We start from the raw sequence: 21,113 nt of genomic DNA, 5'->3' as shown, positions 1-21,113 counted from the left end.
CCCGCCGATGCGCGCTTTGCTCCCGCCGTCGGCGCCTATCGCCTCGAACGGATCGAGGAGCGCGACGACGGGCAGCGGGTGCGGCGCTTCGCGATGACGCGGATCGTCACCTTTACGCGGCGCGGCGCGGGCTATGTCGCGACGATGCGGATCGTGCCAGACAGCGTGGCCGGCGACGACGGCTATCGATCGGTGCAGCGCGCCATGGCGGCGATGCCGGTGGACATCGAGCTGGACCGCGCGGGGCGGCTGACCGGCGTGCGCGATCGCGACGGGGCATGGGCGCGGCTGCGCGCCGCGCTGGCGGCGATCGGTCCGGCGAATGCGGCGGCGTTGCGGCTGCACGACGCGATGCCCGCCGCGCAGCGCGACGCGATCCTGGCCGAGCCGCTGACCGCGGTGATCGCGGCGGACCTGACCTCGCGCCGGACGGGCGAGCGCGAGGTCACGCTGCCCTATGCGCGCCACGACGGCAGCGCGGGCCGTGCGAGCGGCGTCGAGACGGTGCGGGCCGGTCGCGACGCCGCCGTCGTCACGACGGAGGTCCGCAGCGCGGACGGTGCCGCGACCTTTGCGCTGCGCCGCCGGTTGACGCTGGAACCGCGCACCGGACTGGCCCGCGAGGTGGTGGAGGAGCGCCGCGCGCGCGACGGCGCCGCCTCGCTGGTGAAGACCATCACCCTCCGCCTGACCCCTGTGGTATCATAATACCCGTCAGGAATGCCCCCGAAATGTTGACTTTCGCGTGATGCGCCGGCAATGGGACCGCCAACGGCGCGCGTGTCCGGCGGGATGGCGCGTCTTTTTCTTTTCGACGCGAACATAAGGTCTGAAGCCCCATGAAGGCGCTGATGAAGACCACCAAGGCGGCCAAGCCGCACGAGGTGGAGAAGAAGTGGCACATCGTCGACGCCACCGACCTGGTGGTCGGCCGCGCCGCGGTGGTGATCGCCAACGTCCTGCGCGGCAAGCACAAGCCGTCGTTCACCCCGCACGTCGATTGCGGTGACAATGTCATCGTCATCAACGCGGACAAGGTGCGGTTCACCGGCAACAAGCTGACCGACAAGGTCTATTACAAGCACACCGGCTATGCCGGCGGCATCAAGGGCATCACGCCGCAGAAGGTGCTGGAGGGCAAGTTCCCCGAGCGCGTGCTGGAAAAGGCTGTGGAGCGCATGATCCCGCGCGGGCCGCTGGGCCGCCAGCAGATGCGCAATCTGCGCATCTTCAAGGGGGCCGAGCACCCGCATGAGGCGCAGAACCCCGAAGTCCTCGACATCGCCGGCATGAGCCGCAAGAACAAGGTGGGCGCATAATGTCCGACAACCGCCAGTCCCTTTCCGATCTGGGTGCCGCGCTGCAGCAGCAGCGCGAGGGCGCGGTCGAGCAGGCCGACGCCTCCGCCGAGGCCTATCTGGCCGGTGAGGTCGAAGCCCCCGTGCAGCGCGCGCCGCTGCGTGCGCAGGAACTCGACAAGTACGGCCGCGCCTATGCCACCGGCCGCCGCAAGGATGCCGTCGCGCGCGTCTGGCTGAAGCCGGGTTCGGGCAAGATCACGATCAACGGCCGCGACCAGGAAATCTATTTCGCGCGTCCGACGCTGCGCCTCGTCATCAACCAGGTGTTCGGCATCACCGAGCGCGAAGGCCAGTATGACGTCGTCTGCACCGTCAAGGGCGGTGGCCTCTCGGGTCAGGCCGGTGCGGTGAAGCACGGCATCAGCCAGGCGATCACTAAGTACGAGCCGGCGCTGCGCGCCCCGGTGAAGGCCGCCGGGTTCCTGACCCGCGACAGCCGCGTCGTCGAGCGCAAGAAGTACGGCCGCGCGAAGGCGCGTCGCAGCTTCCAGTTCTCGAAGCGCTAAGGCTGCGGGCGGCGTCGGATCGCGATGGCGATCCGGCGTGCGCCACGGCGGACGGCGGGGCGGCGCGGTCGATCCCGTCCGACGGCGCGGCGTTCCGGTCGAAAGATATGCAGAGGGGCGATCCGGCGACGGGTGGCCCCTTTCGCGTCGGCTGTCCCTTTTGTGTCATGTGTCAGTCGCGCGTCGTTTCGGTGACGGCGCCGGTAACCCAATCGTCGTCACCGTGACATGAAAACCGGCGACAGCAGCCTTACGACGTCGGGTCGCGAACCGGCCCCGCGCGCAGACTAGCGTAAGGTTGAGCGGCTGACATGACAGCGACGATGACGACGGCGGGCGTTGCCCAGGCCTATGACCGGTGGGCCCCCATTTACGATCTGGTATTCGGCCCGGTGTTCCGACAGGGGCGGGCGAGCGCGATCCGCGCCGCCGACCGGATCGGCGGACGCATCCTGGAAGTGGGCGTGGGCACGGGCATCTCGCTGCCCGGCTATGCTGCCGGCAGCCGGGTGACCGGCGTCGATATTTCCGAGGACATGCTGGACAAGGCGCGTGATCGCGTCGCGCGGCTGGGGCTGCGCAATATCGATGCGATCCGCGTCGGCGATGCCGAGGCGCTCGACTTTGCGGATCAAAGCTTCGACGTGGTGGTCGCGCAATATGTCGTCAGCGCGGTCGCCCATCCGGCGCGCGCGCTGGACGAATTCGCGCGGGTGTGCCGCCCGGGCGGCGAGATCATCATCACCACCCGTGTCGGCGCCGAACAGGGCGTGCGCGGCGCGATCGAGAAGACGCTGATGCCGATCACCAGCCGGCTCGGGTTCCGCACCGACTTCCCGTTCGCGCTCTACACGGACTGGATCGCGACGCGCGGCGACGTCGAACTGATCGAGAAGCGTGAGATCCCGCCGCTGGGGCATTTCTCGCTGGTCCGCATCGCCAAGCGGGAGAACGCATGATGCCGGCGATCCGCAAGCTTCGTTTCGAGGACGAACAGGGCAACCCCGGTTTCCGCGCGCAGCTGGCAGAGCAGCGCTGGGACGACCACCGTTTCTATCACCACGATCTGGTGAATCAGAGCCTGCATTTCGTCAGCGCCTGCACCTTCATGACCGCTTATGCGCTGTTGTTCGTCGATGTCGCGCTGGCCAGCCTGCTGGCGTGGGGCGTGGCGATGACCAGCCGTCAGGCGGGGCACTTCTTCTTCGAGCCGAAGGGCTACGATCACGAGAATGACGTCACGAACGAATATAAGGAAGAGGTGAAGGTCGGTTACAACCTGATGCGCAAATATGTGCTGATGGGGCTGTGGCTGGCGGTGCCGGCCGTGCTGGCGATCCAGCCCACGCTGTTCGGGTTGCTGGACGAACCGGCGGGCGTCATGGGCTTCCTGCGGCATGTCGGGTTCGGCTGGCTGTTGCTGGGCGTGGGCGCGATCGTGCTGCGCGTGACGCAATTGTGGATACAGCGCGACCTGGAGACCGGCATCGTGTGGGCGACCAAGATCGTCACCGATCCGTTCACCGATTTCCGCCTGTATCGCGGCGCGCCGGTCAAGCTGCTGAAGGGCCAGCGATCGGACCATCACGCTGCGGTGTGAGGCGGGGCGGTCCGACGGGTAACCTCAGTGCGCGGTCGCCCCGGCGCAGGCCGGGGCCTCCCGCTGCTCCTGTCCCGCGTGAACGGCGGGAGATCCCAGCCTGCGCTGGGATGACGCCGTGGTTCAGGGCGCGCAGAGCGGGCCGAGCGTCTGACGAAGGCGCTAGCGCCCCAGCCGCGCGCGCAACGCCTCCTTCAGCGCACGGCGGCGCAGCTGCTTGTCGGTCGCCTCGGGGCCGTCCCACCAGCCGTCCGCCTGCATCGCGCGCGCCGCTGCAACGAAGCGGCGGGCGATCTCGTCGAACAGCGCCTCGTCGATATCGAGGCTGAAGATCAGCCGACCGGTGCCGACCCAGCTGAGCGCCAGCCCCTCGGCGCGGAGGTAGTATTGCAGCATCCAGTTGTAGCGCGACGGGCGGGTGTAGAGCACCGTCCAGATCGTCGAGAGATTGGCGACGCCGACCGGCAGTCTGGCGTCGGCGAGCATCGCGTTGAGCCGCGCGGCGCGCGAGTCCCAGCGGTCGTCGAGGCCATCGTACAACGCGCGGATCTCCGGCGTCTCCAGCCGGCGCAGGAAGGCGTTGGTCGCCGCCATGACATAGGCGTGCGAGTTGAATGTGCCGCGCGCGAAGCAGATGTCGATCGGGCGATCGTCGCGCCACCGCTTCATCAGCTCGGCACGCCCGGTCAGCACCCCGATCGGCAGGCCGCCGCCCAGCGTCTTGCCCCAAGTGATCATGTCGGGTTGCAGGCCGAAGCGGCGCGCGACGCTGCCCGGCGCCAGGCGGAAGCCGACGAACACCTCGTCCATGATGAGGACGATGCCATTGGTGCGGCACACCGACGCCAGCCGCCGCAACCAGCCGGCATAGGCGTCCAGATCGGCGCCCGCGCGGCGGGCGCTGTCGACCAACTGGCTGTCCGACGGGGCGCCGGCATTGGGGTGGAGCGCCTGGAGCGGGTTGACCAGCACGCAGGCGATATCCTTGCGCGTCGCCAGCACCTCCAGCGTGCGTTCCGACATGTCGGCGAGCGTCAGCGTGTTGTCGGCGGGGATCGGGTTGCCGATCCCCGGCTGCACATCGCCCCACCAGCCGTGATAGGCGCCCGCGAAGCGCACCAGCCGGCGTCGCCCGGTGTGGTAGCGGGCAAGCCGTACCGCCTGCATCACCGCTTCCGTGCCGGACATGTGGAACGACACCTCGTCCAGTCCCGACAGGTCGCGCAGGCGCCGGACATTGTCGGCGACGACGGGGTGGAACGCGCCCAGCACGCCGCCCAGCGGCTCGGCGGTTTCCAGCGCCTCGCGCATCGTCGCCTTGTAGAAATCGTTGCCGAACAAGTTGACGCCGTACGATCCGGTCAGGTCGATCATCCGGTTGCCGTCCAGGTCGACCAGCCACGCGCCGTCCGACCGTTCGAGGAAGGCGCCGCTGGGCAGTTTCTCGCGGACGACCGCGCTGAACGGGAAGGGCACGCGATAACGGCCGGTGAACTGCAGATCGGACAGGCCGGTGCGCGTCTCGGCGGTCAGCGCCAGCGTCTTCGGGAAACGCTGCGCAAACAGCACCGACAGGCGTTGCAGCCCGTCGCGGCGGCGCGCGGCGACCGCGTCATCGGCGCCATCGGCGCGGAAGAAGGATTTCTCCGGGTGGGTGTAGAAGGGGATTTGCCCCGCCACCCGTTTGGCCATGCGGACGTGTCCGCCCAGCGACGGATGCTTGGCACGCGACAGGCGCAGGCGCGCGCGCGCCTTGGCGACGGCGACGATCCCGGCGGCGGCGCCGGCGACACTGGCGGTGATGGCGGCGGCAAGCTTGCTGTTCTGCATGGCGCCTTCCACTCCCTCACGATGACGCAGGTGTGACAATGCGCGGTGCTTTCCTTCGCCTGCTAATGCAGGAGGACCTGAATTTCCTGCTGACCAACCGCATCCCGCGGCGGCTGGCGACCCGGATCGTCGGGCGGATCGCGGCGATCGAGCATCCGCTGGTCGCGCGGCCGGCGGTGGCGGCGTGGCGGTTCTTCTCCGACGTGGACCTGTCGGATGCGGAAACGACGCGCTTCGCCAGCCTGCGCGACGGCTTCGTCCGGCGGCTGCGCCCCGGTGCGCGCGTGTTCGACGCCGATCCGGCGGTGATCGCCAGCCCGTGCGACGCGATCGTCGGCGCGCATGGGCGGATCGAGGGCGACCGCGTCTATCAGGTGAAGGGCTTTCCCTATCGCCTCGGCGATTTGATCCCCGACGCCGCGCTGGTCGAGCGCTATCGCGACGGGTCGTTCGTGACGCTGCGGCTGACGGCGGCGATGTATCACCGTTTCCACGCGCCCGCGGACCTGACGGTGGAGGGGGTGACCTATCTGTCGGGCGACTGCTGGAACGTGAACCCGATCGCGTTGAAGCGGGTCGAGCGGCTGTTTTGCCGCAACGAGCGCGCGGTGATCGAGACGCGACTGGATTCGACCAGCATGCCGATGCTGCTGGTGCCGGTCGCCGCGATCCTGGTGGCGAGCATCCGGCTGGGGTTCATGGACACCGAACGGTCGCTGCGCGAACAGGGCAGCGCGCGCGTTCCCTGCACCGCGCGTGCCGCGAAGGGGGACGAGATGGGGTGGTTCGAGCATGGCTCGACCATCATCGTGTTCGTGCCGCGCGGGGTGACGCTCGACCCCGCGCTGGCCGAGGGCGCGCCGATCCGCGCGGGCATGCCGCTCGCGCGGGTCAGCGGCGCAGCGGGCGACGCCGGCTGAGCGGGGAGACCCCGCTGTCGTTGAACGCCTCCACCGCGACGACATAATCCTGACCGACGTCGAGCGCGCGCAGGTCGAGATACGAGCGCGCGCCGTCCGTCTTCACGGCATCGGCGAACACCTGATAGGTCAGCGTCAGGCGATCGGGGCGGATGCCCCAGCGCACGTTATAGCCGGTCGCGCCCCTCACCGGCGCCCAGGCGATGCGCGCATTGCGCGGGTCGCGGTCGCGCGTGGCCGTGACACCGGCAGGGCGGGCGGGCGCCGTGCGGCCGGCGCTGCCGAACACGCGAATGTCGGCGATCGCAAGGTTGGCCGCGCCGACATGGCCGTGAACGTAGCGCAGGTAGCGCAGCGGAACGGGGCGGGGCAGCTCGAAATAGGCGTTCGGCCGGTCGCGCCGGTCAGCGCCGCTTTCGGTCTGTGCGATTGTCTCCCAGTGCGTGCCGTCCTGCGACGCCTCCAGTCGGAAATCGGTGTAGATGTCGTCGGCATCGCCGAATCGCCCGGACTTGTAGTCGGCAAAGTTCACCTGCACCGCGCGCGCGGTCTTGATCGCGCCCAGGTCGAGCGTCAGCGTCTCGCCCGCTCGGTTGGCACCTGCCAGCCAGAAGGTGCGCGGGTTTTCGTCGGTGACGTCGGCGGCGGGGTGGTCGGCCTGGGTCGACGAAGCGGTCGCCGCGGCGCGGTAGGACAGCAGCATCCAGCCGGTGAACAGCGATTCCGGGTCGGCGACCGGCCCGTCGGGCATGCGGTGCGGAAAATCACCGAAGCGGGTCGAGACCGACATCTGCCCGTCCGCCGCGAAGGCCGCCGGCCACATCCCCACGCGCCGCTCGAACGTCCAGTTATAGCCGATCCACGGCGTCCCGGTGTTCCACCAATTGCCATAGGCGTCCTGGAAGGTGGAGCCGTGTCCGGCACCCTGAACGAACCCGCCCGGCTTGTACCCGACCGGGTTATACGGCGCATAGGTGAACGGCCCGAGCGGCCTGTCCGCGACATACACGCCGGTGGCGTAGACGTTATACTCCGTCCCCGGCGCACCATATTGCAGGTAATAGCGCCCGCCGACCTTGTTGACCCACGCGCCCTCCATGAACGGCTTGATCGGCGTGCCGTCGGGCAGCCCGCCGCTGTGGTCCTGCCCGAAGCGTTCCCAGCCATGCACATCCGGGTGGAGCGACAGCAGCGGCGCGGCCGGCGCGTCATACCGCATCCGCCCGTCCGCGAAGGTCACCGGCGCGCCGTACAGCGGGAAGACGTTCGAGGAATTCCAGTAGAGATACCAGCGCCGGTCGTCGTCCCGGAACAGCGCGGGGTCCCATGGCCCCGGCGGGATCTGCCCCGGCTTGATCGTATCCTCCAGCCCCGATTTCACCGCACCGGGCAGCACCGGCATCCGCCGTACGAAGAAGTCGAGCTTCCCGCTGGCCGGGTCGCTGGTCGACAGGATCGTTCCCTGATCGGTCATCGACGGCATGATGAGCAGCCGGTCGCCGTCGGAGGTGACCGCGGGCGCGACGATGCTGTTCATCGGCCAGCGGCTGGGCGTGACGAAGCGCCAGCTCACCAGATCGTCGGACCGCCAGTATCCGTCGGCCAGCGTCAGGAACAGGTAATAGGCACCCTTGAACCGCACGATCACCGGATCGGCGCCGGTGCGGTACGAAATCCCCTCATTGGTCTGTTCGAAATTGTAGCGATAATCGACGTCGATCGGATTGGCGTAGGTCTTGGCCGCTACCGGGGCGGGAAGGACGGGCAGCGACAGGAGGAGCGCGCCGGTGGCGAGGGAGCGGTGCATGGTCATTGCCCTTTGACGAACAGGTTGGCGGTCAGCCGGCCACGGCGCGGATCGGCATCGAGCGGCAGGTCGGGCGGGATGATGCCGGAATGGAGCAGCGCGCCCTGATAGATGAGGACGCGCCCCGGCACGGCGGCGACGCGCCCGATCTCCTCGAACGCGGCATTGCTACCGTGGATATAGCCGTCCAGTGTCGCCGATTCCCGCCGCGCCGCGGCGACGAAGGTGGCGAGTGTGGCGGGGGTCACCGCCTCGATCCCGGTCGACCGCTGGCGGTAGAAGGCGGTGCCGCTGCCCGCGACGCCGCCCAGAAAGTGCATCACCGCCAGATAGCGCGGATCGGTGGAATCGACATGCGGCGCGCGCTGCGCCGGGGCAAGCCGGCCGGGCGGCGTGGTGACGATCGAGAAGCTCGCCTCGATCAGGTCGAACCCGTCCATGTCGAACGCGCCGCCGATATAGGGCGCACACGCCTCCAGCAGCGAACAGGCGTAGGCGAAGGCGCCGCCGTCCGCCTCATGCAGGACGCGGCGCACCCCCGGATAATTGGGGTTCGGCACGCGTGGGAAGGGCGCGAGTGCGGCGGCGAGATCGACCACGCCGGCGGGATCGATATCCAGCCCGTCGAGCTGGACGACGCGATGCTCGCCCTTCCCGAAGCGAAGCAGCTGCGGGACCATCGCCGCTCTCCCGGTGGAACAGGAACGGGGCGATCGTCACACGATCGCCCCGACCGGATCAGAAGCGGTACTTCAGCCCCGCCTGGAACGAGCGGGCGTAGCCGATCGTGCCGTTCTCTTCGAGCGGTGGGTTCGCGCCCGACCCTGCACCCCAGGTGCTGTAGGTCCGGTTCACCCAGTCGAAGACGTTGAAGACCGACAGATCGGCCTGCAACTCATGCCCCCAGGGCGTGCGGAACCGCTTGGCGAGTTTCAGGTCGAGGTTCTTGTACGCAATGTCCTGCTTCGGCGACAGCGGGCCGCCGTCGTTGAAGTAGAGGCAGCCGCTGCAGTTGGGCGGCTTGACGTCGAAATTGACGTTGCCAAAGCGCGGCCCCGACGCCAGCGTCAGCGTGCCGGACAGCTGGAAATCGAGCGGCAGGTCGCCAATCGCGGTGCCAACGAATCGCCACCGCTCCAGCCCCGCGGTCGGCTGCCAGCCGAAGGCGTCCTGGCGACCGGCGTTGAACATCTCGGCTTCGTTGAAGGCGCGGCCGACGTTCGACTTGGCATCGGAAATCGTCAACGCCGTGGTGAAGCCCCAGCCGGATTCGCGGGTGTAGCCCTTCTCCGCAGTGACGAAGAGCGCGGTGTACCGCTGCTCGCCGATCGAGGAGCCGATGTTCAGACGCCCGGTATAGCCGGGGACGAACATGTCGGGGCTCATCGCGCCCGGATCGCGGATCCACGCATCGCCGCCATCGGTGTAATTGCCGTTGGTCTGGCGGTTGCCGCGCACATACATGAACGAATTGTGCGAGCGGTTGTGCGCGACCGCCACCGAGGTCTGGACCGCGCCGAGCCGCTTGCGCACACCCAGCGTGAACTGGTCGGTGTAGGGCACCTTCACGTCGTTGTTGATGACCCAGATGTCGCCCGACAGTCCGCCCGATGCGACACCGCTGCGCAGCGCCGCCGGATCGCGGAACGCCGGGTTCCAGCGGAAGACGCCGTTGCCGGCGGCCGCGCCCGGCGTCGTCGGCGTTCCGGCGGGGCAGGCGGGCAAACCGTTCTCGCCGCAGAAGGTCACGTTGATGTCGCTACGAACGTTGTTGAAAAGTCGTTCGAGGCTGGCGAGGTAGAAGATGTTGCGATCGTAGTAGCGGCCGGCGCCGGTGAAGAACACCAGATCGCGGTCGCCGTTGACGTCGTAGCTGAGCCCGATGCGCGGTTGGAATGCGCCCTTGAACGGATCGCGCTTCGTTCCGTCGGTGATGTACCGCTCGGGATCGATACCCGCGGCCTTCCACGGCTGGTAGTTGCGCAGTGCGGTCGCGATCTTTTCCGGCGTCACATACTTGTTGTTGAAATTGTTCGACTCGTAATCCCAGCGCAGGCCGGCGTTGAGCGTCAGATGCTCGTTGATCGTCCAGTCGTCCTGGATGAACAGGCCGACCTGCGTGTTCTTGGCTTCCAGCGGTTCCGGGGGACGAAGCGAGATCGTCGCCGCATAAGGGATGCTGTTGGCAAGCGTGGTGAAGTTCGGCGCGGCGAAGCGATATTGGCCGTTGCCGAATGCATCTTCGACACGGCTGAGCGTGACGCGCGAAACGCGCACGCCGGCCTTGAAGACGTGGTTCTCGGCACCGGTGTAGGTGAAGTTGTTGCGCAGCGTGTCAGCGCTTTGGTCGTTCGCCTGCTGGAACGAGTTCGCGCCGAAGAACAGCAGGTCGCCGCCACCGGTGTTGTTGGCGGTGATGAGATATTCCGGGCCGGTCGTGATCGTCGGCGTGCCGGTGAAGCTCTTGAACTTGCTGAGCGTCAGCTCGTTCAGCCAATTGTCCGCACGGTGGTTCCACTCGAACTGGTAGTTCTCGCTCTGCGTGCCGATGTCGCGACCGTTCTCGAACGCGCGATTGCCGCCATAGTCGCGAAGGTCCTGTTCCTCGCGGCGGAAATAGCTCGCGTTGATAGTATCGGCCTCGGACGCAAACAGCGTCAGCTTGCCGAAGTACAGGTTCTGGTTGAACTTCGCCGCGAAGGTGCCCGCCAGCAGGCTGGAAAGCTGCGACGGGATGCCAGCGCCGGTGGTGACGATGATCGCCGGGTTGGTACGGCGCGTCCCTTCGTAGGCGGCGAAGAAATGCAGCTTGTCGGCGATGATCGGTCCGCCCAGGTCGGCGCCGAATTCATAACGCTTATAGTCCGGCTTCTCGTTGAAGCAGGTCTTGGTCTGATCGGTTGCGCACGGGAAGCCGGGGTTGTTCGCGTTGCCCGGGCGTTCGAAATACGGCCGACCGAACCACGCCTTCGGAATGAAGGTGCCGAACACGCCGCCGTGGAACTTGTTGCCGCCGGTCTTGGTGACCGCGGTGATGATCGCCGACCCGGCCTGCTCGAACTCGGCCTTGTAGTTCTGCGTCTCGACGCGGAATTCCTGGATCGCCGACTGCGGGAAGGGGTTGCCGCCAGAGAAATTCTGGCCGGCGACGCCACCGAAGCCGACGTTGTTCTTCTGGCTGGTGCCGTCGATGAACACGTTGATGTTCTCGGAGCTGTTGCCGCCTGACTGGATGCGCGCGTTGTTGACGTCGGGGTTCAGCGTCACGCCGGGGGCGAGCGCGGCGAAGTTCAGGAAGTTACGCTGGGTCTGCGGCAGGCTTTCGATCTGTTGCGGCGACACGTTGGTGGCGATCGTGGCGGTGCGCACCTCTGCGCGTGGGCGCCGACCGATGACCACCACGTCCCCCGCCTGAACCTCCTGGACCGGGGTCAGATCGACGGTAACGACCGTGGCGACGGGAACGGTGACCGACTGCGACCGCTCGCCCGCCTTGACCTGATAGCTGGACGGGCGAAGGCCGGCGAGCGTGAACGTGCCGGCGGCGGTTGCGGTCGTCGTGACCGAGCGCCCCGTCACCGTGTCGGTCGCCGTCACCGTCGCACCCGCCGGGGCGCCGCTGCCCTGGATCGTGCCGACCGTCTGCGCAACGGCCGTCGGCGCGACGAAAAGCGATGCCATCGCGGCGGACGAGATGCCCAGCGCGAACGCATGACGCGAAAGCAAGCGAGACCGCATTTCAGTTCCTCCCCATACCGGTCCTGTGAAACCGGTTACAAATCATCATTAGAACCAGTCCGGGTTTCGGCCCGTAACCGGTTACACCACGCGACGAACAATCCCCTGTTCCGTCCCGCTCTGGAAGCGCCAAAGCCGCTCGAAAGTCAATCCGCTTCGGCCGCACGTTGCTACGGCGGCGGCGCTCAGCGCGAGGGTGTGGCCGCCGCGCTACAGTTGCGCGCCACGAAGGCGGCGTGATCGGGCATCCGAGCCGACACGTCGTCGATTACCGCCTCGATATCGCGCAGATAGGCCAGTGCATCGGCGTCCGGGATCAGATCGACCATCGGATCGTGCCGCATCGCCAGTCCCTGGCCGATCAGCACCTGCACCCAGCTTTCCTCACGGAACAGCTCGGCGCGCGAATGGAGGAAGAAGCGCGCGGAGGTGCGGAACAGCTCCAGCCGCTCGGCCAGCGAATCCGGGATCGCCATATGCTTCACGTACGCCCAGAACGGCGTGTCCTCGCGTTCGGTCACCTTGTAATGCGCGATGATGAAGTCGCGGATGTCGGCCATCTCGAACGCCGTCTGGCGATTGTATTCGGCGACGTCGGCGGGCTTCACGCCCTCGCCGGGGAATAGCGCGACGAGGCGCAGCAGGGCGGTCTGGATCAGGTGGATGCTGGTCGATTCCAGCGGCTCCAGGAAGCCGCTCGACAGGCCGATCCCAACGACGTTCTTGTCCCACGCGCGCAGGCGCCGGCCGGGAACGAAGCGGACCGGCCGCGGATCGGCGAGCGGTGCGGCGTCGAGGTTCGCGAGCAGCGTGGCGGCGGCATCATCATCGGAAATGTGATCGCTGGCATAGACATGCCCGTTGCCGATGCGGTGCTGGAGAGGGATGCGCCATTGCCAGCCGGCGTCGCGCGCGGTGGAGCGGGTATAGGGGGTCAGCGGCGCGATGCTGGCACAGGGCACCGCCAGCGCGCGGTCGCACGGCAGCCAGTGGCGCCAGTCCTCATAGCCGACGCCCAGCGCCTGACCGAGCAGCAGCGACCGCATTCCCGAACAGTCGACGAACAGGTCGCCGTCGACCGTGCGCCCCTCCGCCAGCACGACATGGTCGACATGCCCGTCCTCGCCGCGGCAGATGGTGTCGACGATCCGCCCCTCGATCCGGCTGACGCCGCGCGCCTCCGATTGGGCGCGCAGATGCCGGGCGAACAGCGAGGCATCGAAATGATAGGCATAGTCCAGCCCCGCCAGCGGCGAATCGGGGTTGCGCGCATCGGGCATGCAGAAGCGGTTGCGGCGCGCCGCCAGGCAGTTGAGCGCATAGGCGTCGAACGGCTTCGCCTGCCCGCGCGCGGCATATTTCAGCCAGAATTGATGGGTGTGCAGCCACAGCAGATCCTGGCCGATCGTGCCGAAGCCGTGGATGTAGCTGATCCCCTTCGCGCGCCAGTCGACGAATTCGATGCCCAATTTGAACGTCGCCTGGGTCGCGCGGATCATCTCCACCTGGTCCAGCCCGGCCAGTTCCATGAAGGTGCGGATCGCGGGGATCGTCGCCTCGCCGACGCCAATCGTGCCGATCTCGTCCGATTCGATCAGGCGGATATCGAACCCGCCGCCCGCGAACAGCCGCGACAGCAGCGCGGCGGCCATCCACCCCGCGGTGCCGCCGCCGACGATCGTGACCTTGCGCACCGCGCGGCTTGTCTCGCTCATCGCGCCAGCCATCCGCCGGTGAAGCCCGCACGTTCCAGCCCGCGGCGGATCACGGGCGAGCGGCGCATCACCCGCCAGACGCCTTCGTCGCGGGTGTTGGCGATGGCGCCCAGGATCGCGCCCTGGTCGATGCCCAGATAGTCCTTGGCGATCCAGCCGCTCGTCTTGCTGACCGTGCCGGTCGATACCGTGGGCACATCATAGCGGAAGCTGGGGTTGAAGCTGTCGAGGAAGCCGTAGCGGCCGTACAGGCCCGGCCAGCGGCGCATGGCGTTGGCGGCCGGCACGACGATTTCCGGCGCGAACGCCAGGCTGCCGAGCGCGGCGGTGGGGGCGATCGTGCCGTCGTCGCGCTCGTCCGGCTGGCCGAGCGGACCGCGCGCGGCATAGCCGTAGAAGGTCGCCTGCCGCCCCTTGAACGGCAGGGTGACGTCGGCGGGGCCGTCGCAGGCGGTCAGCCCCCAGATGTCGCGGCCATAGCCGTCCCAGCGCATCGGATTGGCGATGCAATAAGCCCGGTTGGCATAGGTGGCGCGGCGGCTGTTCTCGAAATAGTCGAGGCGTTCGCGACGCATCGTTGCATCGCGAATGCCACGGAAATCGATCCACATCTGGCTGTACTGATGGCCGAACAGCGGCGCGAAGGCGAGGTGGCGGGTCGTGCCTTCGCCGCGCCAGAAGGCGGGATAGGTCGCCGCCCAGGCATCCCATGCGCCGTCCGCCAGCGGCCGCGCGCCGGAACCCAGGCCGACGACATAGACCATCATCCCTTCGTTGTAGCCATCCCACGCGCGCTCGATGAAGCCGCGTTCGGGGTGCCAGCCCATCGACACGGTGCCGCGATCGTTGGTGAACCAGCGCCAGTCGGCGCGGTCGACGATCCGCTGGGCCAGCCGACGGATTTCCGCCTCGTCCGCGTCGTCACGGTCGTACCAAGCGCCTGCGAACAGGATGCCCAGGAACAACAAAGTCGTATCGACGCTGGACAATTCGGTCTCGCGGAAGCGCAGTCCCGTTTCCATGTCGAGGAAGTGATAGAAAAACCCTTTGTGCCCGGCGGTGCCACTCCGGGCGTCTCCCTGCGGCAGCGTGTCGAAGGTGCGCAGCGTCGCAAGCGTCCGCGCACGCGCCTGGGCGCGGGTGATCCAGCCGCGCTCCACACCGATCGGATAGCCGGTCAGCGCGAAGCCGACCGCCGCGATCGAGGAGAAGGCCGGGGTGGGCCAGCGATCCGGCACCAGCCCGTTGCGCGGATTGGCGAGGTTCCAGAAATAGTCGAACGTGCGCCGTTCCAGATCGCCGAACCACGTCGGCAGCGCGTTTGCGGCCGGTGCGGCGGCGGCCGGGGCGAGGCCGGCGGCGCCCGCGGCCATGGCCCCGCCCAAGAGGGTGCGACGGTCGGTGACGATGGTCATGTCAGAAGGTCTCCGGGGCGCCGCTGCTACGGCGGACGATCAATTCGGGGATGATGAGATCGGGGTCGCGCGCGCCTTTGGCCCCCGGCGAGATCAGCGCCAGCAACCGGTCGATCGCGCGCGATCCCATGTCGACGAGCGGAACATGCGCGGTGGTCAGCCCCAGGTAGCGCGACAGCGGCACGTCGTCGAAACCGGTCACCGCCACCTGTGCCGGCACCTGCCGCCCGGCGTCGCGCAGCGCCTGTAGTGCGCCGAACGCCATCATGTCGTTGGCGGCGACGATCGCGTCGAAGTTCGTGCCCGCCGCGATCAGCGTGGCGACCGCGGCGAGGCCCGCTTCCTCGAAGAAATCACCGTCGACGATCTCCACCGGGGCGTCCGGGAAATAGTCGCGCATCGCGGCGGTGAAGGCATCGCGGCGGGCGACCGCATCGACATTGCCGGCGGGGCCGGCGATATGGACCGGCGCGCGCCGCCCGGTCGCCGCCAGATGCGCGACCGCGGCGCGGATGCCGGCGGCGTTATCGACGCGGATCCCCGCGCGATCGCCCGACGGAACGGTATTGAGCATGACCGTCGGCAGTTCGCGCGGCAGCGCCGCCTCCAGCGCGTCGGCGGTCAGGTGCGGGGCCATCACGATCAGTCCGTCAACCCGCCCGCGCATCGTGCGCAGCGCCTGCGCCGCCAGATCGGCATCGGCGTGCATGTTCGACAGCAAAAGGTGATAGCCCGCAGGCGTCACCGCGCGGTCCATGCCGCGCACGATTTCCGAGAAGAATTCCCCGTGCAGATCGGGCAGGACAACGCCGATCGCCTGCGTGCGCGCCAGCGACAGGCTGCGCGCGCCGGCATGGGGCACATATCCCAGCGCTTCGATCGCGGCGCGCACCCGCTCGCGCATATCGGGATGCACGTTGGCATGGTTGTTGAGCACGCGGGAGACGGAGGCGACCGATACATCGGCGGCGCGGGCCACATCGCGAATCGTCGCCGACGCCATGATCCTGCCACGCTCCCCTTCCAGAATTCGTTTGCCGCCTTTGCCCGGCCAGGTCTACGTAACCGGTTACATGGCTCGGTGGAAGCGATTTCGAATCGCCCGCGGGCCCGGCTGAGCAGCCGTCAGGGAGAGAAATGGGATGAGCGATACGACCACCAGCACGCGCCCCGCATCCGGCACGATCACGCGGCGCGGCGCGCTGCTGGGTGCCGGTGCGATTGCGGCCTGGGCCGCGAGTCCCGCGCGGGCGATGCTGGACGCGGCGGAGGCGGGCGGGCTGCCGGCGTCGGTCGAGGCGTTGATCGGGCGGATGACCATCGAGGAGAAGTGCGGGCAACTGAACCTGATGCCCGCCGCCTGGGGCGGCGGCGTGGCCACCGCGCTGAACCCGCCCAGCAACGGCCCCAGCTTCGACGGGCAACTGGCCGATGTGGTCGCCGGGCGGATCACCGGCGTGTTCAACGGCAATGGCGCGGAAATGGCGCGTCGGATGCAGACCGCGGTGATGCGCCAGTCGCGGCTGAATATCCCGCTGATCTTCGCCGCCGACGTCATCCATGGCCATCGCACGATCTTCCCGGTGCCGGTGGGCGAGGCGGCGAGCTTCGAACCCGATCTGGCACGGCGCACCGCGCGGGTCGCCGCATACGAGGCGGCGGGCGCGGGGATCGACTGGACGTTCTTCCCGATGGTCGACATCGCGCGCGACCAGCGCTGGGGCCGAACGATGGAGGGCGCCGGCGAAGACCCGCGGCTGGGCGAATTGTTCGCGGTGGCGCGGGTGAAGGGCTTCCAGGGCAATGACCTGACGGCGAACGATGCGGTGATGGCGTGCGTGAAGCATTTCGCCGCCTATGGCGCGGGCGAAGCGGGGCTGGACTATAACAGCGTCGACCTGTCCGAACGGACGCTGCGCGAAGTCTATTTGCCGCCGTATCGCGCGGGTTTCGGCGCCGGCGCGGGCAGCGGCATGGCATCGTTCAACGAGATCGCGGGCATCCCGTCGCACGGCAATCCGTGGCTGTTGCAGAAGATCCTGCGCGACGAATGGGGCTACAAGGGGTTCATCGTCGGCGACTACACCGGCGACGAGGAGATGATCGCCGCTGGTTTCGCCAAGGATTCGCGCGATGCGACGCGGATCGCCTTCCTGGCGGGCGTCGACATGTCGATGGCCAGCAACAATTACTGGCTCCACCTGCCCGGGCTGGTGCGCGACGGCACGGTGCCGCAGGAGGCGCTCGACCGCTCGGTCCGCCGCGTGCTGGCCGCCAAGCATATGCTGGGGCTGTTCGACGATCCGTTCCGCCGTATCGACGCGAAGCGCGAGAAGGCGCGCACCCGCGCCAAGCCGAGCCTGGCGCTGGCGCGCGACGCGGCGCGGCGGTCGATCGTGATGCTGAAGAACGACGGCGACGTCCTGCCGCTGTCGAAAGCGGCGAAGGTCGCGCTGATCGGGCCGTTTGCCGAGGGTCAGCATGATCTGAACGGGCCATGGGTGGTCTATGGCGACAATGCCCAGGCGGTCGATCTGGCGGCCGGCGTGCGAGCGGCGGGTGTCGCCAGCGTGACGGTGACCGCGGGATCGGGAGTCGAGCAGGCGCTGCCCGGCGGGATCGCGGCGGCGGTCGCGGCGGCGCAGGCCGCGGACGTCGTCGTGCTGGCGATCGGCGAATCGGAAGGCATGTCGGGCGAGGCGCAGTCGCGTACCGAGATCGTCGTGCCCGCGCCGCAGCAGGAGCTGGCCGAGGCGGTGGCGAAGACCGGCAAGCCGGTGGTCGTCGTCCTCAAGAACGGGCGCGGGCTGGCGCTGGCGGGCGCGGTGCGCGCCGCGCCGGCGATCCTGGTGACGTGGTTCCTGGGGTCGGAGAGCGGCCATGCGATCGCGGACGTGCTGTTCGGCGCCTACAGCCCGTCGGGACGCCTGCCGTGCAGCTTCCCGTATGAGAGCGGGCAGGAGCCGTATCATTATGCGCACAAGCCGACCGGGCGCCCGGCGGCGGCGCTGAGCGATCCGTACAAGGCGAAATATCGCACGACGTTGAACGAGGCGCTGTATCCGTTCGGCCACGGCCTGACCTATGGCAAGATCGCCTATTCCGACCTGCGGCTGCCCGCGACCATGGCGTGGGACGGGACGCTGGAGGTGTCCGCGACGGTGGCCAACACCGGTACGCGCGGGGCGGAGGAGGTGGTGCAGCTGTACATCCACGATCGTGTCGCCAGCATCACGCGCCCGGTCCGTGAGATGAAGGCGTTTCGCAAGGTGGCGCTGGCGCCGGGCGCGCGGGAGACGGTGACGTTCAAGCTGACCCGTGCCGATCTGGAGTTCATCGGGCTGGAGATGACGCCGACCGTCGAGCCGGGACAGTTCGACCTGTGGATCGCCCCCTCCGCCCAGGCCGAGGGGGTGAAAGGGACGTTCGAGCTGCGCGCGGCCTGACCGCGCGACGCCCCCTTCGCCACGGCAGGGGGGCGTCAGTCCTTCGCGGTGCCCGGCTCCGCCATGTTGCGGTGCATCCGCCCGGTCACTTCGGGCGGGACGACATGTGCGACCGCGGCCTGTAGCTTGTTCTTCCAGCCCGACACGATCGAGTGCCGCCCGGCCATCAGCGCGTCCCAGCCGTCCTGCGCCACCTTGGCCGGATCAGACTTACCGTCCGAGGTGCCGACGTCGGTGTCCATCATATCGGCACGGTCGAAGAATTCGGTATCGACCGGTCCCGGCATCAGCGTGGTCAGCGTGACGCCCCGGTGATCGCGCAATTCGTCCCGCAGCGCGTCGGTGAAGCTGTCCACGAACGCCTTGGTGCCGTTATAGACCGCCTGGAAGCTGCCGGGGATGAAGCCGGCGATCGACCCGGTGACGAGCACCTTGCCCGCGTCGCGCGCCGCCATGTCGCGCAGCACGCGCTGCAGCAGATAGAGCGTGCCGGTGATATTGGTGTCGACGACGCGGCGCCAGTCGGCCAAGTCCTGTTCCAGAAACCCGCGCCCCAGCCCGCGCCCGGCATTGGCGCATAACAGGTCGATCTGCCGGCCCTGCGCCGCGGCGAGCAGCCGGTCGACCCCCTCGATGGTCGACAGGTCCGCCTCCACCCCGCGCACCTCGGTGCCGAACTGGCGGAAATCGGCCGCGGCGGCATCGATCAGCGGCTCGTCCGCCACGACCAGAATGTCGTAGCCGTTCCTCGCCGCCAGCGTCGCCAGCTCGAACCCGATGCCGGTCGAGGCGCCGGTAATAATTGCGAAAGTGTCTGCCATGTTTGTTCTCCTCAGCGGTCCATGCCGGGTTTCAGGACGATCTTGGTCACCTCGTCCTGCTGATCGTGGAACAGGCGATAGCCCTCCGGCCCAGCGCTGAGCGGCATCCGGTGCGAGATGAGGAAGGTGGTGTCGATCTTCCCCTCGAGGATCGCGGTCAACAGCGCGGGCAGATAGCGTTGCACATGGGTCTGCCCGGTCTTGAGCGTCAGCCCCTTTTCCATGAAGGCGCCGAGCGGCCATTTGTCGACGAACCCGCCAAAGACCGCCGGCATCGATACGCGTCCGCCCTTGCGACAGGCGATGATCGCCTGGCGGTTGGCGTGCGCGCGGTCGGTGCCCAGGAAGGTCGACGCCTTGATCTGGTCGATGACATTGTCGACGAAGAAGCCGTGCGCCTCCAGCCCGACGGCGTCGATGACTGCGTCGGGGCCGATCCCGCCGGTCATCTCCATCAGCGCGTCATAGACCGCCGTTTCCTCGTAATTGACGATCTGCGCGCCGAAGCGTTTGGCGAGCGCGAGACGATTGGGGAAATGGTCGATCGCGATCACGCGCTCGGCGCCCATCAGGAACGCCGACTGGATCGCGAACAGTCCGACCGGGCCGCAGCCCCATACCGCGACCGTATCGCCCGGTTCGATGTCGGCATTCTCTGCCGCCATCCACCCGGTGGGCAGGATATCGGAGAGGAACAGGACCTGTTCGTCCTCCACCCCGTCGGGCACGACAATCGGGCCGACGTCGCTGAACGGCACGCGGACATATTCCGCCTGGCCGCCGGCATAACCGCCGGTCATGTGGCTGTAGCCGAACAGCCCGCTCATCGGCTGACCGTACAATTCCCGCGCGATATCCTGATTGTCGGCGGGCAGGCCGTTGTCGCAGGCGGAAAATTGCTGCTTCCCGCAATGGTAGCAACTGCCGCACGAGATGGTGAAGGGGACGACGACGCGCTGGCCCTTCGTCAGCGTCGATTGCGGGCCGACCTCGACCACCTCGCCCATGAATTCATGGCCCAGGATATCGCCCGCCTGCATCGTCGGGATGTAGCCGTCGTACAGGTGCAGGTCGGAGCCGCAGATCGCGCTCGACGTCACCTTGATGATGGCGTCGCGCGGGTTGACGATGCCGGGATCGTCGACGGTGTCGACGCGCACGTCGTGCTTTCCATGCCAGGCGACCGCTTTCAAAGCCCCATCTCCTCGAACTGGCGCCTGTTCATCGCCGGGGTGGCGATCTCGCCGGTTTCCATCAGTTGCTTGAACCGGCGCAGATCGCGGCGCGCCTGGATCGCGGGTTCGCGCTGGAACATCTTGGCGATCACCTTCCCCACGATCCCGCCGGGCGGGTCGTAGACGATCGTGGCGGTCACCACCGTGCCGCGCGTGCCCGCGTCGCGGAAGGTGATGCGGCCCGAATTGGGGACGTCGGCGCCATCCTCGCTGGTCCATTCCAGCAGGCTGTTCGCTTCCTGCGCGGTCAGCCGCGCATTCCATTCGACGGTGCCGCCGCCGGGCGCCTTGACCACCCAGTGCGATCGCGTGTCGTCGAGCAGATCGACCGTGACGACATTCTCCATAAAGGTCGGCAGGTTGGTGAAATCGCGAAAGAACGCATAGACCTCGCCTACCGGGCGGTTGATCGTCACCGCCTGCGCGGTGATCGCATCGCCGGTATCGTGCGCGAAGGCGTCGCCCGCGGCGTGCGGGTGCTTCGACGCGGCGGCGGACCCGTCGTCGTGCTGTTCGGCCATGGGGCGGCTCCGTTGTTGCGAAGCCGGTCAAGCGCGGGGTGGCCGATCCTGTTCCGATGAAAAATTAACTGGTTGATGTGGATCAGCGCGTATCTTGGCAGCGGGGGTGCGGCCGCGAATGTTGCGAATGTTGAGATGCTGACGGGGCAAGTGGCGAATGTTGAGGCGGGGGCAAGGGGCATCGCCACGGGGTAGCGT

The 21,113-nt window shown here is 67.9% G+C and carries 17 protein-coding genes; 7 read left to right on the top strand and 10 right to left on the bottom strand.

Annotated elements, in window-relative coordinates; all coding sequences use genetic code 11:
• The 5 genes from AX685_RS22785 to AX685_RS17400 all read left to right on the top strand — a co-directional run.
• On the top strand, positions 1 to 708 hold a 708-nt coding region (locus tag AX685_RS22785), incomplete at its 5' end, for a hypothetical protein (RefSeq protein WP_197418675.1).
• A 131-nt stretch (positions 709 to 839) separates the two neighbouring features.
• Positions 840 to 1,319 (top strand): 50S ribosomal protein L13, encoded by a 480-nt coding sequence (gene rplM, locus AX685_RS17415; protein WP_082741059.1) that lies wholly within the window; start codon positions 840 to 842, stop codon positions 1,317 to 1,319.
• Positions 1,319 to 1,867, top strand: coding sequence for a 30S ribosomal protein S9 (gene rpsI / locus AX685_RS17410; protein WP_082741058.1), 549 nt, complete (start codon positions 1,319 to 1,321; stop codon positions 1,865 to 1,867). Before rplM ends, rpsI begins: the two co-directional genes overlap by 1 nt.
• A gap of 311 nt (positions 1,868 to 2,178) precedes the next feature.
• Positions 2,179 to 2,826 (top strand): class I SAM-dependent methyltransferase, encoded by a 648-nt coding sequence (locus AX685_RS17405; protein ID WP_066490881.1) that lies wholly within the window; start codon positions 2,179 to 2,181, stop codon positions 2,824 to 2,826.
• A complete protein-coding gene (locus AX685_RS17400) occupies positions 2,823 to 3,467 on the top strand; it encodes a hypothetical protein (protein WP_231792280.1) in 645 nt (214 codons plus the stop codon). The genes AX685_RS17405 and AX685_RS17400 overlap by 4 nt, the downstream gene beginning before the upstream one ends.
• 162 nt (positions 3,468 to 3,629) lie before the next feature.
• Here AX685_RS17400 and AX685_RS17395 read toward each other — a convergent pair whose 3' ends face one another.
• Positions 3,630 to 5,297: an aminotransferase class III-fold pyridoxal phosphate-dependent enzyme gene (locus AX685_RS17395; protein WP_066490879.1), complete on the bottom strand. Its 1,668-nt coding sequence runs from the start codon at positions 5,295 to 5,297 to the stop codon at positions 3,630 to 3,632.
• Positions 5,298 to 5,335: 38 nt separating this feature from the next.
• On the opposite strand from AX685_RS17395, the gene asd reads away from it, so the two are divergent.
• Positions 5,336 to 6,217 (top strand): archaetidylserine decarboxylase, encoded by an 882-nt coding sequence (gene asd / locus AX685_RS17390; RefSeq protein WP_197418674.1) that lies wholly within the window; start codon positions 5,336 to 5,338, stop codon positions 6,215 to 6,217.
• On the opposite strand, the gene AX685_RS17385 is transcribed toward asd, so the two are convergent.
• From AX685_RS17385 to AX685_RS17360, 6 genes are all read right to left on the bottom strand, one after another.
• On the bottom strand, positions 6,189 to 8,024 hold the full coding sequence (locus AX685_RS17385) for a family 43 glycosylhydrolase (RefSeq protein ID WP_066490875.1): 1,836 nt from the start codon (positions 8,022 to 8,024) through the stop codon (positions 6,189 to 6,191). The two genes, asd and AX685_RS17385, sit on opposite strands and share 29 nt — an antisense overlap.
• A 2-nt stretch (positions 8,025 to 8,026) precedes the next feature.
• Entirely contained in the window at positions 8,027 to 8,704 is a 678-nt protein-coding gene (locus AX685_RS17380; RefSeq protein ID WP_066490873.1) for a DUF6445 family protein, read from the bottom strand.
• 58 nt (positions 8,705 to 8,762) lie between these two features.
• Positions 8,763 to 11,750 (bottom strand): TonB-dependent receptor plug domain-containing protein, encoded by a 2,988-nt coding sequence (locus tag AX685_RS17375; protein WP_066490864.1) that lies wholly within the window; start codon positions 11,748 to 11,750, stop codon positions 8,763 to 8,765.
• Between the two features lie 197 nt (positions 11,751 to 11,947).
• A complete protein-coding gene (locus AX685_RS17370; protein WP_066490884.1) occupies positions 11,948 to 13,477 on the bottom strand; it encodes a tryptophan halogenase family protein in 1,530 nt (509 codons plus the stop codon).
• Positions 13,474 to 14,892 carry a glucoamylase family protein gene (locus AX685_RS17365; RefSeq protein WP_066490862.1) on the bottom strand — a complete coding sequence of 473 codons (1,419 nt, stop codon included), beginning with the start codon at positions 14,890 to 14,892 and terminating at the stop codon, positions 13,474 to 13,476. Before AX685_RS17365 ends, AX685_RS17370 begins: the two co-directional genes overlap by 4 nt.
• 1 nt (position 14,893) lies before the next feature.
• Positions 14,894 to 15,895: a LacI family DNA-binding transcriptional regulator gene (locus AX685_RS17360; protein WP_066490860.1), complete on the bottom strand. Its 1,002-nt coding sequence runs from the start codon at positions 15,893 to 15,895 to the stop codon at positions 14,894 to 14,896.
• A 139-nt stretch (positions 15,896 to 16,034) separates the two neighbouring features.
• Between AX685_RS17360 and AX685_RS17355 the strand changes: the two genes are divergently transcribed.
• The gene (locus tag AX685_RS17355) at positions 16,035 to 18,338 is read left to right on the top strand and encodes a glycoside hydrolase family 3 N-terminal domain-containing protein (protein WP_066490857.1); all 2,304 of its coding nucleotides are present in this window, start codon (positions 16,035 to 16,037) and stop codon (positions 18,336 to 18,338) included.
• A 35-nt stretch (positions 18,339 to 18,373) separates the two neighbouring features.
• Here AX685_RS17355 and AX685_RS17350 read toward each other — a convergent pair whose 3' ends face one another.
• The 3 genes from AX685_RS17350 to AX685_RS17340 are packed head-to-tail and all read right to left on the bottom strand — an operon-like array spanning position 18,374 to position 20,915.
• A complete protein-coding gene (locus AX685_RS17350) occupies positions 18,374 to 19,159 on the bottom strand; it encodes an SDR family NAD(P)-dependent oxidoreductase (RefSeq protein WP_066490856.1) in 786 nt (261 codons plus the stop codon).
• 11 nt (positions 19,160 to 19,170) lie between these two features.
• A complete protein-coding gene (locus tag AX685_RS17345; RefSeq protein WP_066490854.1) occupies positions 19,171 to 20,352 on the bottom strand; it encodes a zinc-dependent alcohol dehydrogenase in 1,182 nt (393 codons plus the stop codon).
• Positions 20,349 to 20,915 (bottom strand): SRPBCC family protein, encoded by a 567-nt coding sequence (locus AX685_RS17340; RefSeq protein WP_066490853.1) that lies wholly within the window; start codon positions 20,913 to 20,915, stop codon positions 20,349 to 20,351. Before AX685_RS17340 ends, AX685_RS17345 begins: the two co-directional genes overlap by 4 nt.
• Positions 20,916 to 21,113 lie beyond the last annotated feature (198 nt).

This window comes from Sphingomonas sp. CCH9-F2, from assembly GCF_001556735.1.
Classification (GTDB): Bacteria; Pseudomonadota; Alphaproteobacteria; order Sphingomonadales; family Sphingomonadaceae; genus Sphingomonas; species Sphingomonas ginsenosidimutans.
This window is presented reverse-complemented; position numbering and strand designations above follow the sequence as displayed.

Coding starts and splice junctions, on each gene's coding strand:
- rplM (WP_082741059.1), top strand. CDS start 840: ATGAAGGCGCTGATGAAGACCACCAAGGCGGCCAAGCCGCACGAGGTG.
- rpsI (WP_082741058.1), top strand. CDS start 1,319: ATGTCCGACAACCGCCAGTCCCTTTCCGATCTGGGTGCCGCGCTGCAG.
- AX685_RS17405 (WP_066490881.1), top strand. CDS start 2,179: ATGACAGCGACGATGACGACGGCGGGCGTTGCCCAGGCCTATGACCGG.
- AX685_RS17400 (WP_231792280.1), top strand. CDS start 2,823: ATGATGCCGGCGATCCGCAAGCTTCGTTTCGAGGACGAACAGGGCAAC.
- AX685_RS17395 (WP_066490879.1), bottom strand. CDS start 5,297: ATGCAGAACAGCAAGCTTGCCGCCGCCATCACCGCCAGTGTCGCCGGC.
- asd (WP_197418674.1), top strand. CDS start 5,336: ATGCGCGGTGCTTTCCTTCGCCTGCTAATGCAGGAGGACCTGAATTTC.
- AX685_RS17385 (WP_066490875.1), bottom strand. CDS start 8,024: ATGCACCGCTCCCTCGCCACCGGCGCGCTCCTCCTGTCGCTGCCCGTC.
- AX685_RS17380 (WP_066490873.1), bottom strand. CDS start 8,704: ATGGTCCCGCAGCTGCTTCGCTTCGGGAAGGGCGAGCATCGCGTCGTC.
- AX685_RS17370 (WP_066490884.1), bottom strand. CDS start 13,477: ATGAGCGAGACAAGCCGCGCGGTGCGCAAGGTCACGATCGTCGGCGGC.
- AX685_RS17365 (WP_066490862.1), bottom strand. CDS start 14,892: ATGACCATCGTCACCGACCGTCGCACCCTCTTGGGCGGGGCCATGGCC.
- AX685_RS17360 (WP_066490860.1), bottom strand. CDS start 15,895: ATGGCGTCGGCGACGATTCGCGATGTGGCCCGCGCCGCCGATGTATCG.
- AX685_RS17355 (WP_066490857.1), top strand. CDS start 16,035: ATGAGCGATACGACCACCAGCACGCGCCCCGCATCCGGCACGATCACG.
- AX685_RS17350 (WP_066490856.1), bottom strand. CDS start 19,159: ATGGCAGACACTTTCGCAATTATTACCGGCGCCTCGACCGGCATCGGG.
- AX685_RS17340 (WP_066490853.1), bottom strand. CDS start 20,915: ATGGCCGAACAGCACGACGACGGGTCCGCCGCCGCGTCGAAGCACCCG.